The organism is Nocardia arthritidis (genome assembly GCF_011801145.1).
In the GTDB taxonomy this organism is placed as follows: Bacteria; Actinomycetota; Actinomycetes; order Mycobacteriales; family Mycobacteriaceae; genus Nocardia; species Nocardia arthritidis_A.
In genome coordinates this window covers 736,561-753,611 of sequence record NZ_CP046172.1, presented here as the reverse complement: position 1 = coordinate 753,611, position 17,051 = coordinate 736,561, and the positions used below count along the sequence as shown (strand labels likewise).

General features: G+C 67.8%; 18 protein-coding genes. 8 read left to right on the top strand and 10 right to left on the bottom strand.

Annotated elements, in window-relative coordinates; genetic code table 11:
* Nucleotides 1–24 precede the first annotated feature (24 nt).
* Nucleotides 25–537 (top strand): DUF2771 domain-containing protein, encoded by a 513-nt coding sequence (locus F5544_RS03570; protein ID WP_167471841.1) that lies wholly within the window; start codon nt 25–27, stop codon nt 535–537.
* A gap of 76 nt (nt 538–613) precedes the next feature.
* On the opposite strand, the gene F5544_RS03565 is transcribed toward F5544_RS03570, so the two are convergent.
* Complete coding sequence (locus F5544_RS03565; protein WP_174867558.1) at nt 614–1,042, bottom strand: cold-shock protein; 429 nt, start codon at nt 1,040–1,042, stop codon at nt 614–616.
* Between the two features lie 205 nt (nt 1,043–1,247).
* Between F5544_RS03565 and F5544_RS03560 the strand changes: the two genes are divergently transcribed.
* Nucleotides 1,248–1,490 carry a hypothetical protein gene (locus F5544_RS03560; RefSeq protein WP_167471839.1) on the top strand — a complete coding sequence of 81 codons (243 nt, stop codon included), beginning with the start codon at nt 1,248–1,250 and terminating at the stop codon, nt 1,488–1,490.
* A gap of 378 nt (nt 1,491–1,868) precedes the next feature.
* The gene (locus tag F5544_RS03555) at nt 1,869–2,492 is read left to right on the top strand and encodes a resuscitation-promoting factor Rpf1 domain-containing protein (protein ID WP_167471838.1); all 624 of its coding nucleotides are present in this window, start codon (nt 1,869–1,871) and stop codon (nt 2,490–2,492) included.
* Between the two features lie 88 nt (nt 2,493–2,580).
* Here F5544_RS03555 and F5544_RS03550 read toward each other — a convergent pair whose 3' ends face one another.
* Entirely contained in the window at nt 2,581–2,769 is a 189-nt protein-coding gene (locus F5544_RS03550; RefSeq protein ID WP_167471837.1) for a hypothetical protein, read from the bottom strand.
* 74 nt (nt 2,770–2,843) lie between these two features.
* On the opposite strand from F5544_RS03550, the gene F5544_RS03545 reads away from it, so the two are divergent.
* Nucleotides 2,844–5,132, top strand: coding sequence for a helicase-associated domain-containing protein (locus tag F5544_RS03545; protein WP_167471836.1), 2,289 nt, complete (start codon nt 2,844–2,846; stop codon nt 5,130–5,132).
* Nucleotides 5,133–5,135: 3 nt separating this feature from the next.
* On the opposite strand, the gene F5544_RS03540 is transcribed toward F5544_RS03545, so the two are convergent.
* On the bottom strand, nt 5,136–5,657 hold the full coding sequence (locus F5544_RS03540) for an LppU/SCO3897 family protein (RefSeq protein ID WP_174867260.1): 522 nt from the start codon (nt 5,655–5,657) through the stop codon (nt 5,136–5,138).
* 319 nt (nt 5,658–5,976) lie between these two features.
* On the opposite strand from F5544_RS03540, the gene F5544_RS03535 reads away from it, so the two are divergent.
* Nucleotides 5,977–6,825 (top strand): hypothetical protein, encoded by an 849-nt coding sequence (locus tag F5544_RS03535; protein ID WP_428847114.1) that lies wholly within the window; start codon nt 5,977–5,979, stop codon nt 6,823–6,825.
* Here the strand turns inward: F5544_RS03535 and F5544_RS03530 are convergent.
* From F5544_RS03530 to F5544_RS03515, 4 genes are all read right to left on the bottom strand, one after another.
* Nucleotides 6,822–8,249, bottom strand: a complete 1,428-nt coding sequence (locus tag F5544_RS03530) for a M1 family metallopeptidase (protein ID WP_342760409.1) — start codon at nt 8,247–8,249, stop codon at nt 6,822–6,824. The genes F5544_RS03535 and F5544_RS03530 overlap by 4 nt on opposite strands.
* An 82-nt stretch (nt 8,250–8,331) precedes the next feature.
* Nucleotides 8,332–8,970, bottom strand: a complete 639-nt coding sequence (locus F5544_RS03525; RefSeq protein WP_167471834.1) for a LysE family translocator — start codon at nt 8,968–8,970, stop codon at nt 8,332–8,334.
* Nucleotides 8,971–9,000: 30 nt separating this feature from the next.
* On the bottom strand, nt 9,001–9,666 hold the full coding sequence (locus F5544_RS03520) for a DUF3239 domain-containing protein (RefSeq protein ID WP_167471833.1): 666 nt from the start codon (nt 9,664–9,666) through the stop codon (nt 9,001–9,003).
* Nucleotides 9,667–9,706: 40 nt separating this feature from the next.
* Nucleotides 9,707–11,365, bottom strand: coding sequence for a DNA repair helicase XPB (locus F5544_RS03515; RefSeq protein WP_167471832.1), 1,659 nt, complete (start codon nt 11,363–11,365; stop codon nt 9,707–9,709).
* Nucleotides 11,366–11,577: 212 nt separating this feature from the next.
* On the opposite strand from F5544_RS03515, the gene F5544_RS03510 reads away from it, so the two are divergent.
* Nucleotides 11,578–12,222, top strand: coding sequence for a LysE family translocator (locus F5544_RS03510; RefSeq protein ID WP_167471831.1), 645 nt, complete (start codon nt 11,578–11,580; stop codon nt 12,220–12,222).
* An 81-nt stretch (nt 12,223–12,303) separates the two neighbouring features.
* Nucleotides 12,304–12,948 carry a trimeric intracellular cation channel family protein gene (locus F5544_RS03505; protein WP_167478958.1) on the top strand — a complete coding sequence of 215 codons (645 nt, stop codon included), beginning with the start codon at nt 12,304–12,306 and terminating at the stop codon, nt 12,946–12,948.
* Nucleotides 12,949–12,951: 3 nt separating this feature from the next.
* Here F5544_RS03505 and F5544_RS03500 read toward each other — a convergent pair whose 3' ends face one another.
* Entirely contained in the window at nt 12,952–14,127 is a 1,176-nt protein-coding gene (locus tag F5544_RS03500) for a pyridoxal phosphate-dependent aminotransferase (RefSeq protein ID WP_167471830.1), read from the bottom strand.
* An 80-nt stretch (nt 14,128–14,207) separates the two neighbouring features.
* Nucleotides 14,208–15,128 (bottom strand): RNA polymerase sigma factor SigJ, encoded by a 921-nt coding sequence (gene sigJ / locus F5544_RS03495; RefSeq protein WP_167471829.1) that lies wholly within the window; start codon nt 15,126–15,128, stop codon nt 14,208–14,210.
* Nucleotides 15,129–15,216: 88 nt separating this feature from the next.
* Here sigJ and F5544_RS03490 point away from each other — a divergent pair, with 88 nt between their 5' ends.
* On the top strand, nt 15,217–15,807 hold the full coding sequence (locus F5544_RS03490) for a GNAT family N-acetyltransferase (protein WP_167471828.1): 591 nt from the start codon (nt 15,217–15,219) through the stop codon (nt 15,805–15,807).
* A 12-nt stretch (nt 15,808–15,819) separates the two neighbouring features.
* On the opposite strand, the gene F5544_RS03485 is transcribed toward F5544_RS03490, so the two are convergent.
* Nucleotides 15,820–16,932: a 3-deoxy-7-phosphoheptulonate synthase gene (locus F5544_RS03485; protein WP_167471827.1), complete on the bottom strand. Its 1,113-nt coding sequence runs from the start codon at nt 16,930–16,932 to the stop codon at nt 15,820–15,822.
* Nucleotides 16,933–17,051: the final 119 nt, after the last annotated feature.

Here is a 17,051-nt window from a genome sequence, read left to right as displayed (position 1 = left end):
GCGAAATACGGCGCAGGAGTTGTCGTGACGAAGCCGAGCGCCCGCACCGTCGCCGCACTGATCGCCGCCGCACTGCTGGTCTTCGTCGTCGCCTTCGTCGGCGTGCTGGTGGTGCTCGTCAAGCGCGCGCCGGAAAAGGATCCGGCGATCACCGCGTACGCGCACGGCCGCACGGTCACCGTCGATCCGTACGTGTACTGCACCGTAAAGCTGGAGGACTGCCGCTACGGCGAAACCGTCCAGCTCGATGTGCCGAGCGGTTATCCGCTGCAGCTCTCCCTGCCCAAGCGGATCGCCGACGCGCCATGGCTGGCCCAACTGGTGTACGAGCTGCCGAATCACGACCGGATAGACCGGGTGATCAATCACACCAACTATCCGGCGGGCGCGCTGGCGGTGACCATCCCGTCGCATCCGGAACCACAGCTACGCCTGGTCGGTGTCGAGTTCCAGCTGCCAATTCTGGCGCGGGACAAGGACACTGGGCGTGAGCTGTACATTCCGCACGCGGCCTGGTCGATCAGCACCGCGAGCTGATTTCGCGAGATGGTTCGCCGGGGAGAGGCCCTCCCCGGCGAATCACCGAAGTTTCACGCGAGCCGAAAACCGCGCGTCAGTGGTCGAGTTCGCGCGCGACGGCCCGGACGACCTCCGAAATGCGCTGTGCCGTCTTGCGATCCGGGTACTTGCCCTTGCGCAGATCCGGCTGCACCTTCGTCTCCAGCAGGGTGATCATGTCCTCGACCAGCCCGTGCAGCTCGTCCGGCGTCTTGCGCGGATGCGACGGCTCCTTGCCACGACCGCCGCGCTCCCGCTCCTGACCCTGCCGCACCGACGGCGGCGCCTCCAGCAACTTCAGGCTCAGCGCCTGCGGACCGCGACGACCGGCGGCCATCCCGAATTCGACGCGCTGACCGGGCTTGAGGCCCTCGACACCATCGGGCAGCGCGGACGAGCGGACATAGACGTCCTCACCCTCGTCCTGGGAAAGGAAGCCGAAGCCCTTTTCGACGTCGTACCACTTCACCCTGCCGGTCGGCACTGCGCTCACCCGTTCATCATCGAAACTCGGACCCCGCGGGTCCGAGCACATCCGTCTGCTCCGAACCCGACCGGCGACAGCGCCGCGCACAGGTCCTTTCAGCTTGCTTGCGAAAAGAACGCGCCCCACAGGTCTGCAGGACGCGATTGTCATCGAGTCTACCCCGGTGCGAATAACCCAAGCACATCAGTTTTACGGTCGAGCGGTGACGAACCCATCCGCACCGCCGCCCGACAGCGGCTCGCCGCGCCGCGGCGGCGAGTGGTTGCTGCGGCTTTCCCTCACCCTGTTCGCGCTGGGATTGCTGGCGATCATCGCCATATTTCTGACGTCATTCTTCGGCGGCCGCGATCCCGGGGTCTGGCTGTATGTGGCGGCCATGCTGACGCCGGTCGGATTTCTGCTCGCGATCGTCTTCGCGTTGTGGTCCGGTCGGCGCGCCAGATGAAGCTGAACTACTTACCCGGGTTAATCGTTACCGAATCCCAGATGTGATCCTCGTCACATAACGAGCCGGTCACGGCGTGGCAACAGGCGGCGAGCCGTCGGACCCACCATCTTCTAGCTGCACGAAAGCCGCGTCACAGCAATCGAGACCATCTCGAGACCACTGCGCACACGCCGGTTACCAAATGGTGATTTTTCGCGGCGATCGTCGTACGGTCTTATCCAGCCGGGGATACCCGGCACCACCGGCCCGCCGCACCGAGCCTCGCCCCGCGGGTACCGGACCCCGACGCAAAAGCAGGGGCGAGGGCGGGACGGACGACCTCTCAGTCCGGACCGAATAAACCTCGCAGGTGCGTACGAGAGGAAGACAACCGGAATGAGTGGACGCCATCGCAAGCCAACCAACACCGGGCGCACCGTAGCCAAGGTCGCCGTCACCGGCGCCATCTTCGGCACCGCGGGAATGGCCCTCGCTGGAAACGCCAGCGCGGCAGCCGACTCGGATTGGGATCGTCTCGCCCAGTGTGAAGCGGGCGGCAACTGGGGTATCGACACCGGTAACGGGTTCAAGGGCGGTCTGCAGTTCACGCAGAGCACCTGGAACGCGCACGGTGGCCAGGAATACGCCACCACCGCCAGCCAGGCCTCCCGCGAACAGCAGATCGCGGTCGCCGAAAAGGTGCTCGCCTCGCAGGGCTGGGGCGCTTGGCCCTCCTGCTCCTCTCGTCTCGGCCTCAGCAGCGGCCCGACGCCGCGCACGGCCCCCGCGGGTCAGACCCCGCGCTGGAGCCCGGAGGCCCCGCAGACCCAGGCCGCACCCGACCAGAGCCAGCAGATCTTCTCCGCGGTGGACCGCGCCATCGAGGTCGTGCAGAGCCAGGGCGTTCAGGTGCCCAAGGAAGCGCTCGACTTCATCAACACCGCCAAGGCGAACAACGTCAAGTTGGATCCCAACATCGTGAACTTCTACGAGGCCAACAAGGGGCTGCTCCCCCAGTAAGGCTGTTCGACAACGGACAAGGGCCCCGCATCGACGAGGATGCGGGGCCCTTGTTCGTATCTATGAGACCTTCCGGCCCCTGAGATAGCTACCGGTTGATCACCGTATGCGGGTGCATGTACGGCAACTGCTCGGCCGGGACCGGAAACTCGGTGTCCTCGCCGAACGGCGAAAGCCCACCGGAGCGGGTCGACGAAAGTTCGGTGACCGCGTGATCACCATCGGCCAGCTTCGGCCAGCCGTTGTCGACATACGGTTTCTTCGATTTGTTCACCACGCGCCCATTGTGACATGCGCGCCCGTGCCCTTCCCGTCCGACGGCGCCGCGCCGGTCCCCGTAGGCTAGATGAGATGTCTGCCCCCGATTCCTTGGCCGGATGGCTCGACGCGCGCAGCGATGACCAGCTGGTGGCGCTGCTCGAACTCCGGCCCGATCTGGCGGTGCCGCTGCCGTCCTCGATGACGGTGCTCGCCTCCCGTGCCGAACAGCGCGCCTCGGTGCTGCGCGCCACCGACGATCTCGACACGCTCGATTTCGCCATCCTGGAAACGCTTGCGGTGCACAGCATTACCCGTCCGCCGGGCGATACAGCGCCGCTGGCGCGCAAACAACTGCACGGGCAGTTGAAGGACCGGGTCGGCAAGGCGGCGATCGACGCATCGCTCACCAGGCTCACCGATCGCGCGCTGGTCTGGACCGACGGTGACGGGCTGCGCATGGTTCCGGCGGCGGCCGAGGCGCTGCCGTGGCCGATCGGCAGCGCCACCGAGGTCCCCGACGCGCTCACCGAATCCGAGGTGGTGGCCGCGCTCGCGGAGATCGCCCCGGCCGAGCGCAATCTGCTCGACAAGTTGGCGGCCACCGGCCCGCGCGGCCGCACCAGGGATGCCGCACCCGGCACCGCGCCGGATCGCCCGGTACAGCAGCTGCTGGCCCGCCGCCTGCTGAACTGGATCGACGACGAGACGGTCGAGCTGCCGATCACCGTCGGTCAGGTGCTGCGCAACGAACCGGTCACCCACCCGAACCTGTTGCGCCCGCCGACATCCGATGCGGTGAAGCACACCCCGGCGGAGGTGAACGCCGTCGCGGCGGGCGAGGTCGGCGAGTTGCTGCGGCACTGCGGCGACATCATCGACGCGCTCGGTCAGCTGCCCGCGCCCGCGCTGCGGGCGGGTGGCCTCGGGGTGCGCGAGCTGCGCCGGGTCGCCAAGCAGACCGGTATCGATGAGCCGCGCGCCGGGCTGCTGGTCGAGCTGCTCGCGGCGGCCAAGCTGATCGAGAAGGGTTTCCCGGAACCGGCCCCGGAATTCGATTCCACCGACGATTTCTGGGCCCCGACACCCGCCGCCGATGCCTGGCTGGAGCAGCCACCGGCCCGGCGCTGGGTGACCATCGCCCAGGCCTGGCTGGAGTTGGACCGGCTTCCCTGGATGATCGGCATGCGCGATACCAACGACAAACCCATCGCGGCGCTGTCGGTGGAGCTGCGCAATCCGGTCGCGCCGAGGGACCGCCGCGCGATACTCGGGCTGCTTGCCGAATTGCCCTCCGGCAGCGCCATCGATGCCGCCGCGATCGGGCGGGCGCTCGCCTGGCGACAACCGCGCTGGCGCAGGCACTTTCGCATGGAGGCGGTGCGCAACACGCTGGCGGAGGCGGCCGCGGTCGGCCTGATCGGGCGCGGCGCGCTGGCCTCGGCGGGCCGCGCGCTGGTGCACGGCGCGGCCGCGGACGCCGAATCCGAGATGGCGACGGCGCTGCCGGAGCCGGTGGACCACGTGCTGGTGCAGGCGGATCTGACGGTTATCGCGCCCGGCCCGCTCACCGCCGACCTGCGGCAGCGGGTCGCGCTGGTGGCGGATATCGAATCGGCGGGCGCCGCAACAGTTTATCGGATCGGCGAGGGTTCGGTGCGGCGTGCCCTGGATGCCGGCCTCACCGCGGCGGAACTGCACCGGCTGTTCGCCACGCATTCGCGGACACCGGTACCGCAGGCGCTGACCTACCTCATCGATGACGTCGCCCGCCGCCACGGCCAGTTGCGGGCCGGGATGGCGCAATCATTCGTGCGCAGCGACGATCCGGCGCTGCTCGCCGAGGTGCTGGCCGCGCCGGTGGCGAGCGCGCTCGCGCTGCGGGCCATCGCGCCGACGGTGGCCATCGCGCAGGCGCCGCTCGGTGAACTGCTCGACCAATTGCGGGCGGCCGGATTCGCACCCGCGGGCGAGGACGCCTCGGGCGCCATCGTGGATCTGCGGCCGCGCGGTGCGCGAATCGCGGTGCGCCCCAACGCGAGACAGTCGTATCGGCCGACGCCGCCGAGCCGGGAACAGCTGGAACTGCTCGTCACCGAGCTGCGGGCGGGCGAACGGGCCGCGAGCGCCCGGCAGGGACAGTCGGTCCGCACCGACGGCACCCGCACCAGCACCGCGGCGACCCTGGCGCTGCTGCAGTTGGCCGCGCGGGTGCGGCGGTCGGTGAATATCGGCTACGTCGACGCACAGGGCGTCGCGACGCAGCGGGTGGTCGAGCCGTTGAAGGTCGGTAACGGGCAGCTCGATGCCCTGGACCCGGTGACCGGCGCGGTCCGGCACTTCACACTGCACCGGATCGCGTCGGTCGCCCTGTTGGAATGACGATCAGGCGGGCCTGGTCATGCAGAACGTGGTCTTCGGATCCTCGATGGTCAGGAACTTCTCGGCATTCGAACCGCATTCCAGTTCGTCGGCCTTGCCGTCGATGCGCTGTACCACCTTGAACGTGGCTTCCTTCGCGGTGCAGTCGGTCAGTTTCCAGCCGGTGGTTCCGAGGTCGGCATAGCACTTGCCCTGTTTGAAGTTCGGTGCCAGGCATAGGTAGGCCACCGTCTCGTTGTTCTTCAGGGTTTCGTTGTAGCCGACGGCGGGCGCGGGGCAGTCGGTCTTCTTGTCGTAGGTCTTCGCGACCTTGTACAGGGCATTGTCGGACGCGCAATCGACCGGCTCGGTCTTCGCATCGTTCTCCGAAGCCTTGATGACGTTGATGCAGTCGCCGACCTTCGCCTTGGCGGTATCGGACTTACTTGCCTCGGCCGAACATCCGGCCACCGCGACTACTACCGCGGCCACCGCAACGAGGGCGAGCACGACGCGTGCCAGCAGCCTCGCTCCTGGAAACTTCACGGGAAAACCTTTCTCACCGAACATGTTCACGGTCCTGAACGCGGGTGAGAATACCTGCGCGGGTACCGGGTCGCATCAGCCGTGCGGGCTAAATCCAGGGAGTTCCGGGCATCCTTACGGCGAATCGGCGGCTCAGTGCAGCGCCCACAGCCCCATCATCGACAGTCCGAGCACCCGCGGCAGCAGTCCGGTCAGCAGTTGAAACCCAAAGTAGTCCATTAGCAATGCCTTTCGCGTAAAACGCCTGACGTGGACGTTCGTCCAATCCACCGGGGGTGTCGTTCCGACCGACCGCCTCGTTACGCTCGTTTCATTCCCCATGCCCGCCACGAGCGAAGGCGAGGACCGGCAGATGACGCTCGACGAGGCAACCACCGACCTATATGCGCTGCACCCGAGCGAATTCGTCGCCGCGCGCGACGCGCTGGTCCGGTCCGCGCGCGAGGCGGGCGACCGAGAACTCGCGACCGCCATCGGCAAGCTGCGCAAACCGACGGTCACCGCCTGGACGGTGAACCTGCTCGCGCGGGAGGCGCCGCGCGAAGTGGACGCACTGCTGGAATTGGCCGCGGCGCTGCGCGCGGCGCAGCGGGAGCTGTCCGGGCAGCGGCTGCGCACCCTGACCGCCCAGCGTCAGCAGATGGTCAATGCGCTCGCCAAACGCGCGGGCGCGCTGGCCGCCGAGCATGGGCGCCCGGCGAGTGAGGCGGTGCTGCGCGAGGTCGGCCAGACGCTGACGGCCGCACTCGCCGATCCGGCCGTCGCCGAACAGGTGCATACCGGAACGTTGACGAGCGCCACGACCTACGAGGGTTTCGGCCCGGCCGGACCGACGCTCTCGGTGTTGGAACATACCCCAGAAGATTCGAAAGCAACAGCGCCTGAACAGGATTCGGATCAAGATCGCGACGAGGCGCGGGCCGCGCTCGAATCGGCGCGCGCCGCACGGGATACGGCGGCTACGGAGGCGGACGAGGCCGCACACCGCCTGGCCGAGATCAACTCCCGAATCGAGCGCCTACGCGACGAACTGGATCGCGCCGAACACGAACGGCAATTCGCGCGCGCGGCCGACCGGTCCGCGAAGGAGCACCTGCACACCGTGCAGAAACAGGTGGACCGGGCCGAGCGGCGGGTGGCCAAGGCCGAGGGCAAGCCGAAGTCCTAGCCGCGCAACGCATCCGGATAGAGGAACTCGTCCGGCGGCCGAGTCGTGCCATCCAGCCACGCCGCCAGGAATCCGGTGAGATCCGTCGCGGATTTCGTCTGCAGAAAGGCGCGAAACTCCGGCATCGACGCATTGCCGTACGCATGTGCGGCGTTGAATTCCCTTACGGCCGAGAAGAATACGTCGTCACCGAGGCGCTTGCGCAATGCGTGCAGGAAGAGCGGGCCTCGGTAATAGACCGAGGTGAATTCGTTTCCGACGCCCGGTGCGGCGAGGGCGATGTCCCAGAACCTCTGGTCGTTGCCGTATTTCTCGATGGTGGAACGATATTCGGCGTCCACATCCTTGCCGTCCTTGTGTTCCGGCCAGAGATAGTCGGCGGTGTAGCTGGCGAAGCATTCGTTCAGGCAGACATCGGACCACTGCCGCACCGAGAGCGAATCGCCCCACCACTGATGCGTCACCTCGTGGACCACGGTGTCCAGGTCCACCCACGGCGCATAGATCGGCCGCGTCTGGGTTTCCAGCGAGAACTTCAGATCGGTGTCGACGAAAATTCCGCCCGCCGCATCGAACGGATAAGGGCCGTAAAGGCTTTCGATGAAGTCGAGCACCTCGGGCAGCCGCTCCTCCAGTGCGCGCGTCCGCCCGGCGTTCGGCGCGAAGGCGCTCAACAGCGGAGTTCCGTTGGCGCGCCGCTGCTCCAGGAAATCGAATTTATCGATGGCGATGGTGGTCAGATAGCCGATGGTCGGCTGATGGGTCTCCCAGGTGACCGTCCGCCTGTCGTTCTCGACCGCGTCCTGGGTGCGCACCCCGTTGGACATCACCTCCCATGCCGCGGGGACGGTGGCGTGCAGCGTGAAAGTGGCCTTGTCCAAAGGGGTGTCGTTGAGCGGGTACCAGGTGGCGGCGCTGTGCGGCTCACCGGCGGCGAACGCGCCGCCGCCGGACGAGTAGGTCCACCCCTCGCCCTGGGTGTCGGCGGCTGTCCCGGAGTATTCGACCGTCACCGTGAAGGGCAGCCCGGGCAGCAGCGGCAGCGCGGGTGAGATGGTCAGCTCGTGCTCGCCGTTGCGATCGAAGGTGGCGGGCAGGTTGTTCACCGAGACCGTGCGCACCTGCGGTCCGGCGAAATCCAGGTTGAACGCCCCGAGCGCCTGCGTCGCCACCGCATCGATCCGGGCGGTGCCGGTGAGCAGGTGGCTCGGCGGGTCGTAGTCGATGCCGATGTCGTAGTGCCGCACGTCATATCCGCCGTTGCCGTCGAGCGGATAGTAGGGATCGCCGAGGCCGGGGGCGCCGACGAACGGATTGGCGATGTCGGCGCTCGCCATCGGTGCGACGGCGGCGGAAGTCAGCCCGAGCGCGCCCACCATACCGACGGCCAACGGGCCGGACCACCATTTCATCGCGACGACCACCCCTCCTCGATCCGGATACCCGGTGTACGGTAGCCGGTTCGGACGTCCAGCGGGGATAGCGCCCGCCGGATTCGGCAGTCCGTCAGTCGCTCGTTCCGCTCAGCGCCACCGAAGCGCCGAGCCCGACGATCAATACCCCGCCCGCACCGCCGACCGCCGACAACCTGCGCGGCGACTTCGCGAACCAGTTCCGCGCGGCCGCCGCGGTCAGCGCGTAGACACTGTCCGACACCAGCGCGATCGCCAGGAAAATGCTGCCGAGCAATAAGAACTGCAGCTGCAGCGAACCGGCCCGCGGATCGGCGAAATGCGGCAGCACCGCCGAAAAGAACACGATCCCCTTGGGATTGGTGACGCCGACGATGAAACTCTGCCGGAACACCCGCTTACCGGACGCGGGCTCGACCCGCGCGGAAAGCGCCTCGCTCAACGACTTTCGGTCACGGAAGGTCTGAATACCCAGGTAGACAAGGTAAAGCGCGCCGGCGAACTTGATGACGGTGAGCGCGACCGCCGAGACGGCGAGCAGCGTGCCGAGCCCGAATGCGATCAGGATCAGCTCCACCAGGACGCCGGCGGAATGCCCGAGCACCGAAACCAGTGCCGCGCGACGGCCGAGCGCCAGTGCCCGCCCGACGGTGAACAGCACACCGGGCCCCGGAATGACGATTAACAGAATGCTTGCCGCGACGAACGCCAGCAGATCGGCCGTTGGCACCATCACCCGAGTCTAGGGGGCAGGACGGTCGGGTCAGACCCCTAATTCTCCGGGCAGCTGATGCGGATCGAGCAGCAGCCGCTTGGTGGAGGTGCGGCGCACTTTATCGGCGAGGCCGAGATTGTCGGTGAGCAAACGCCATTCGGTTTCGCTGATGGCGGCGCGGGCGCGTTCGATGACGGCGCCGTCGCGGGTGCCCCAGGCGATGGGCATGGCGCTCACCGACTGCCAGCGCTCGCCGACGCCGGGCGCCCGATCGGTGCGCACCGCCACCGCGGGCACCCGCTCGCCCGCCTTGGCCTGATGACCGGGCAGCGTGCGCACTTTCCTGGTGATCAACGCGTAGCGCGGGTCCGGCGCCTCCGGCTTGGCGACATCGACGAGTGCGAGCAGCACCACCCCGCTCGGATACGTCTCCGAGACGACGGCGGGCACCAATTCGCTTTCGTGATAGAGCTTGTCGATGCTCGAGCGGTGCGGGGTCCACAGCGCGACCCAGGCCGCGATCAGCGTGCCGAGCCCGAACGCGATGGCCACCATGTAGGCCCACGGATGGTCGACCCACACCAGGGCGGCCGTGACCGCGACGCAGGCCAGCGCCGCCGCGACGGCCATTATCCGCAATCTGCGCAGTGCGGCGAAAACCTCGTTGACCGCGTGCGCGTGCCTTCGGTCAACTGGGAATTCGAAGCGTCGCACGATGTATTCCTAGCACACGTTGTGGAGGATTGGTCTCCGCTTATCCGATGGGCGGACCCAGCAAGTCGTCGGCATCGGTTATGCGATAGGCATACCCCTGCTCGGCCAGAAAACGCTGGCGGTGTGCGGCGTACTCGGCGTCGAGCGTGTCGCGGGATACCACCGAGTAGAAATGCGCCTGTCCGCCATCGTGTTTCGGCCGCAGCAGCCTGCCGAGGCGCTGCGCCTCCTCCTGCCGCGAGCCGAAGGTACCCGAAACCTGCACGGCCACCGAGGCTTCCGGCAAATCGATGGAGAAGTTCGCCACCTTGCTCACCACGAGCACCGGGATCTCACCGCGCCGGAACGCGTCGAAGAGTTCCTCGCGCTCCTTGGTTTTCGTCGAACCCTGGATCACCGGCGCGTTCAGCGCGACGCCGAGCTCGTCGAGTTGATCCAAGTAGGCGCCGATCACCAGGCTCGGCGCCTCCCGGTGCTGGGCCAGGATCGATTCCACCACGGCGATTTTCGTATGCGCGGTGGAGCACAGCTTGTACCGCTCCTCGGGTTCGGCCGTCGCGTACGCCATGCGTTCGGCATCGGTCAGCGTGACCCGCACCTCGATACAGTCGGCCGGGGCGATCCAGCCCTGCGCCTCGATATCCTTCCACGGCGCGTCATAGCGTTTGGGTCCGATGAGCGAGAACACGTCGCCCTCGCGACCGTCCTCGCGGACCAGCGTCGCGGTGAGGCCGAGCCGGCGGCGGGACTGCAGGTCCGCGGTCATCCGGAAGACCGGCGCAGGCAGCAGATGCACCTCGTCGTAGATGACCAGACCCCAATCGCGGCTGTCGAACAGCTCGAGATGTTTGTACTCGCCCTTGGTCCGGCGGGTGATCACCTGATACGTCGCGATCGTCACCGGCCGAATCTCCTTGCGCTCACCGGAGTATTCGCCGATCTCGTCCTCGGTGAGCGAGGTGCGGGCCAGCAGCTCGCGCCGCCACTGCCTGCCCGCGACCGTATTGGTGACCAGGATCAGCGTGGTCGACTTGGCCCTGGCCATGGCGGCCGCGCCGACCATTGTCTTACCCGCGCCGCACGGCAGCACCACGACGCCGGACCCGCCCGCCCAGAACGAATCCGCGGCCAGCTGCTGATAGTCGCGCAGCTGCCAGTGACCACCCTCGTAATCGAGCTCGATGGGATGCGCCTCGCCATCCACGTAACCCGCCAAATCCTCTGCGGGCCAACCGATCTTGAGCAGCATCTGCTTGATCCGGCCGCGCTCGGACGGGTGCACGACCACCGTGTCGTCGTCGATGCGGGCGCCGAGCATCGGCGCGATCTTCTTGTGCCGCAACACCTCTTCGAGCACCGCGCGATCCAGGCTGACCAGCGTGAGCCCGTGCGCGGGATGTTTGACCAACTGCAGCCTGCCGTAGCGGGCCATCGTGTCGACCACGTCGACCAGCAGCGGCTGCGGCACCGCGTACCGGGAGAAGTTGACCAGCGCGTCGACAACCTGCTCGGCATCGTGCCCGGCGGCGCGCGCGTTCCACAGCGCGAGCGGTGTCACCCGATAGGTGTGCACATGTTCGGGTGCGCGCTCCAGCTCGGCGAACGGCGCGATCGCCTGCCGCGCCGCGTCGGCCAACTCGTGGTCGACCTCCAGCAGCAGCGTCTTGTCACTCTGCACGATCAGTGGACCGTCGGTCACAGTCCCTCCTTGGCTTCGACTCCCGCCCATTCTTCCGGACCCCTCCGACACCACGACGCCCCGCGGGTGCGAACCGGCACCATGCAGCGCAAATCCGGATCCGTTTATTCCGACACGCCGTAACACACGGTTTGCGACACGCCGATCTAGGCGTGTCCAGCAGGCGAAGACTGGACCGAGACGCGGCGGCCGCGGCACGCGACGATCGAGACATGATCGGAACCGCCGCAATTCTGGGAGTAGGGGCCGCGGCGCTGGGCATGGTGCTCACGCCCGGGCCGAACATGATGTATCTGGTGTCGCGGACGGTATCGCAGGGCAGGCGCGCCGGGCTCATCTCGCTGACCGGAGTCGCCGCCGGATTCGGGGTCTACCTCACCGCGGCCACCGCGGGCATCACCGCCGTATTCGCCCTGGTCCCGGGCCTGTATCTGGGATTGAAACTGGCCGGCGCGGCCTATTTGCTGTGGCTGGCGTGGAAGGCGTTGCGCCCCGGCGGCGTCTCGGTTTTCGCGCCGTCGCCGCTGCCCGCCGACCCGACCCGGCGGCTGTTCACCATGGGCCTGGTCACCAATCTGCTGAACCCGAAGATCGCCATCATGTACATGGCGCTGATCCCGCAGTTCGTCACGCCGGAACACGGCAGAGTGTGGTTGCAAAGCCTTTGCCTCGGCTCGGTGCAGATCGCGGTGGCGCTGACCGTCAACGGCATGATCGTGCTCGGCGCGGGCGGAATTTCGACCTTCCTGGCCGGTCGTCCGCTGTGGCTGCGGATGCAGCGCTATCTGATGGGCACCGTGCTCGGCACCATCGCGGTGCTGCTCGCCACCGACAAGGCCCGTCCCTCGCTGGCATAGTTACCGCTCAGCGTGCGTTAACTTCCTCGTGAAAACTCGGATTCACGAAGGGAGCGCGGGCCAGTGGCCGGCATCGACATCATGGCGACCCAGCTCGACTCGGCCGTCAACGCCGCGCAGCGGACCGGCGAACTGCTCGGGGTGCTCTCCTTCGCGACCTCGGGTGCGCTGCTCGCCGTCCGCAAGGATTTCGACATCTTCGGCATGGCGGTGCTGGCCTGCGCGACCGCGCTCGGCGGCGGGGTTACCCGCGATCTGCTGATCGGGCGCACCCCGCCCGCCGCCTTCACCGACCTGACCTACCTGTGCGTTTCGCTGCTCGCCGCGCTCATCGTCTTCCTCCGGCATCCGCCGGCCCGGCTGATCCGCGGGCCGCTGGAGATCTTCGACGCCATCGGGCTCGGCCTGTTCTGCGTCACCGGAACGGTCGTCGCCTACGCGTACGGCACCGGTGCGCCGACCGCCGCGCTGCTCGGCATGGTCACCGCGATCGGTGGCGGCGTCATCCGCGATGTGCTGGCCGGGCAGACGCCGAGCGTGCTGCGCCCGGACCAGGAGCTGTACGCGGTGCCCGCGCTGATCGGCGCGGCGACCACGGCGACGCTGCTCTATTACGGCGAATACCGGGCCTGGACCGGCGGACTCGCCGCGCTGGCCGCCATCGTGCTGCGCCTGCTGGCGCGCAAGTACCACTGGCGCGCGCCGCAGGCGTTGCGAAGGACGTAGAGGCTACTTGTTGTGCGCGGCGCGCAGGCGCCGCACCGCCTCGTCCAACGTTTCGTCGCGCTTGCAGAATGCGAAGCGCACCAGGTGATTCCACTCCTCCGGATGATCGACGAATACGCTCACCGGCACTGCGGCGACGCCGAGCCGCTTGGGCAGTTCGCGGCAGAACGCCATACCGTCCGCCGCACCCATCGGGGTGATGTCGGCGGTAACGAAATAGGTTCCGGCCGTTGACTTCACGCCGAAACCGGTATCGGCCAGCGCGGCGGACAACCGAAGCCGCTTGTCCGACAGATCATTACGCAGTCCGGCGATCCAGTCCTGCTCGTTGTCCAGCGCGTACGCGACTGCGGGCTGGAACGGCCCGCCCGCGACGAAGGTGAGGAACTGCTTCGCCGCGAGCACACCATCGATCAGGTTCGCCGGGCCGAGCGCCCAACCGGTCTTCCAGCCCGTCACATTGAAGGTCTTCGCCGCGCTGGAGACCACGACGGTGCGCTGGAACATACCCGGCAGCGTCGAGAGGCTGATGTGTTCGACGCCGTCGTAGGTCAGATGTTCGTACACCTCGTCGGTGAGCACGAGAAGGTCGTGCGCACAGGCGATTTCGGCGATGGCGGTGAGATCGTCGCGGCCGAGTACGGCACCGGTCGGATTGTGTGGCGAGTTCACCACCAGCATCCTGGTGGCCGGGGTGATGGCGGCCCGCAGGCTGTCCAGATCGAGCACGAATCCGTCGCCGTCCGGCACCAGCCGGGCGGTGCGCCGCGTCGCGCCCGCCAGCGCGACCGCCGCCGCGTACGAGTCGTAGTACGGCTCGATGAGCACCACCTCACCGCCGGGCTCGACCAGGCCGAGGATCGCCGCGGCGATCGCCTCCGTCGCGCCGACCGTGACCAGCACTTCGGAATTCGGGTCGTAGTCGATGCCGTAGCGGCGCTTGCGGTCGGCCGCGATGGCCTGGCGCAGCACCGGCATACCCCGGCCGGGCGGGTACTGGTTCATGCCGTCGGCGATGGCCTTCCTGGCCACCTCCAGCATGCCCGCCGGGCCGTCGGTGTCCGGGAAACCTTGGCCGAGGTTGACCGCGTCGTGGCGGACGGCCAGCTCGGTCATCTCGGCGAAGATCGTGGAGGCGAAGGGGCGCAGGCGCGCGACGGTCGCGGGTTGCGAGGACATATTTCGCAGGGTAGTCGAGGCCCGTAACGGCGTTGACCGTCCCGTCGGCGGACCGAGTGATCTCGGTCACCGCGCCCGGTTCAGCCGAGCCGGATCCCGGTGAGCTTGGCCGGATTCGCGTGATCGTATGCGCCCCAGACCAGCCCGTCGCGAACGACGAATCCCAGCACCCGGGCCGGCCAGCCGCCGAGCCCGAATTCGCCGGGATCGCCCTTGACCACCAGGCCGAGTTGTCCATTGACATGGGCGAATTCGTAACCACCCGGCGAATCCTGCGCCGAGCCCGCCCCGAACCGCCGCACCAGCTCGAGGAAGAATTGCGCGATCCGTTCCCGCCCGCAGACCACGTTGATCGCGGTCGGCGACGCACCGCCGTCATCCTCGATGACCCGCGAATCCGGGTGCAGCGCAGCGGTTATCGCGTCGAGATCACCGGTGCGGAGCGCATCGAGCAGCCGCCGCACCGCGGCCGTGTGCTCGGCGTCGGTGACCGGTGGCGGGATGTGCGCCATCGCTTTTCGGGCGCGCACCGCCGACTGCTCGGCATCCGCCACGGAAACGTCGATAATGTCCGCGATTTCGCCGAGCGGCACGCCGAGCCCGTCGTGCAGCACGAACGCCACCCGCTCCGGCGGGGTGAGCGTATCGAGCACCACCATCGCGGCCAGGCGGCACTCCTGTTTGCGCACAATGGATTCCAGCGGGTCAGGCATGCTGGACGGGGTGGCCCCGGTGACGATCGGTTCCGGCAACCATTGGCCGGCATAGTTTTCCCGGCGTACCGCGGCACCACGCAAGTGGTCCAGGCAGATTCGGCTCACCACGGTGGTGAGCCAGGCGCGCAGGTCCTCGATTTCGGATTGGTGCACCCCACCGAGGCGCAACCAGCTCTCCTGCACGGCGTCCTCGGCTGCGCTGACGCTCCCGGTGAGCCGGTAGGCGACGGAGAGCAGATGCCCCCTATGGGATTCGAACAAGTCGGCGAGAAGAGCGGCAACCATCGAGCAGATTGTACGGCCCGCCCGAATCGCCTCGATTCGCGGACGGGCAAACCGGATGATCCGGCGCGGACCGTGGCACCATGACTCGATGGAGGAACGCATCCTTTCCGATGGAACGGTCTGGCTGACGCCACCCACCGCGGCCGATATCGAAACGATCGTCGAGTGCTGCCAGGATCCACAGATCGGCGAATGGGTGACCATTCCGGTGCCGTACCACCGGTCCGACGCGGAAACCTTCATCTACGACGTCGTCGGCCCCGGCTGGGCGGGCCGCAGCCCGGTGTGGGCGCTGCGATTACGGCCCGACGGCGAACTGATCGGCACCATCGGGCTCGGCGGACGCGATGAGACCGCCGCCGAGATCGGCTTTTGGCAGAGCTCGGCGCAGCGGTCCCGCGGTCTGATGTCCAGGGCGGTGAACCTGGTGTGCGACTTCGCATTTCAACCCGACGGCATGGCGCTGCAACGAATCAGCTGGCGCGCCTTCGTCGGCAACTACGCCTCGGCGGCCGTCGCCCGCCGCACCGGATTCCGGTACGAGGGGCTGTGCAGGCTCGGCAGCATGCAGCGCGGTGTCCGGCGCGACCACTGGCTGGCCGCACGCCTGTACACCGACCCACCCGGCCCGGCCGACGGCTGGCCCGCGGAGTTTGATCGAGCCGCCGCCGCCAGATAATCCATTGCGGCGTCAGCGCTCTCGGCGCTGCGCGACGGCGTCGGCGAGCCGGTCCAGTTGCTGCGCGGTGCGCGCCCAGTCGAGGCAGGCGTCGGTGATGGACTGACCGTAGGTCAGCTCGTCGGCCCGGCCGAGGGTCAGATCCTGACGGCCCTCGACGAGGAAGCTCTCCAGCATCACCCCGACGACGCCCGGCTCACCGGCGGCCAACCGGCCCGCGATATCGGTGACCACGTCGACCTGCCGGTTGTGGTCCTTGTTGCTGTTGCCGTGGCTGGCGTCGACGACGACGCGCTGCGGCAGCGCGGACTTCTCCAGCCGGATGCACGCCTCGGCCACCGAGGCCGCGTCGTAGTTGGTTCCGGTGCTGCCGCCGCGCAGGATGACGTGGCAGTCCGGGTTGCCCGCGGTGCGGACCAGCGCGGCCCGGCCGTCGAGATCGGTGCCGGGGAAGACATGACTGGCCGCGGCGGCCCGCACGCCGTCGACGGCGACCTGCACATCGCCGTCGGTGCCGTTCTTGATGCCCACCGGCATGGACAGCGCGCTGCTCAACTGCCGATGCACCTGGCTGGCCGCGGTGCGGGCGCCGATCGCGCCGTACGACACCAGGTCCGCGATGTACTGCGGGGTGATCGGATCGAGGAATTCGCACGCCACCGGCAACCCGAGCGCGGTGATGTCGACCAGCAGTTTGCGGCCGAGCCCGAGGCCGGTGTTCACGTCGAAACTGCCGTCCAGGTGCGGATCGTTGATCAGCCCCTTCCAGCCGAGGGTGGTGCGCGGCTTCTCGAAGTACACCCGCATCACCACGTGCAGCCGGTCGCCGAGTTCGACGGCCTTGGCGGCCAACAACTTCGCGTAATCGATCGCCGCGACCGGATCGTGCACCGAACACGGGCCGACGATCACCATCAGGCGGTCGTCGGCGCCGTTGAGCACATCGACGGTCGCCTTGCGCCCGGCGCGCACCACATCGGCGAGTTCGTCGGTGATGGGGTGTGCGCGGCGCACGTCGGCGGGGGAACGCAGCGGGCTGAGCGAAATCGTGCGTCGATCGTCCAGGTCGGCGGTGTCGCCAGTAGATATGGGATCGGGTGCGGCTATCTCGGCTGCGGTTGTCATCGTGGGTGGATTCCTTTTCGTCACGGCCGACCCACGGACGTTGTGCAAACCCGTCGAGCCGGTCCATCGTCCGGCTCGGGGTGGAAGGTGTCAGCGCATGTGGTTGCCGCAGACCGACC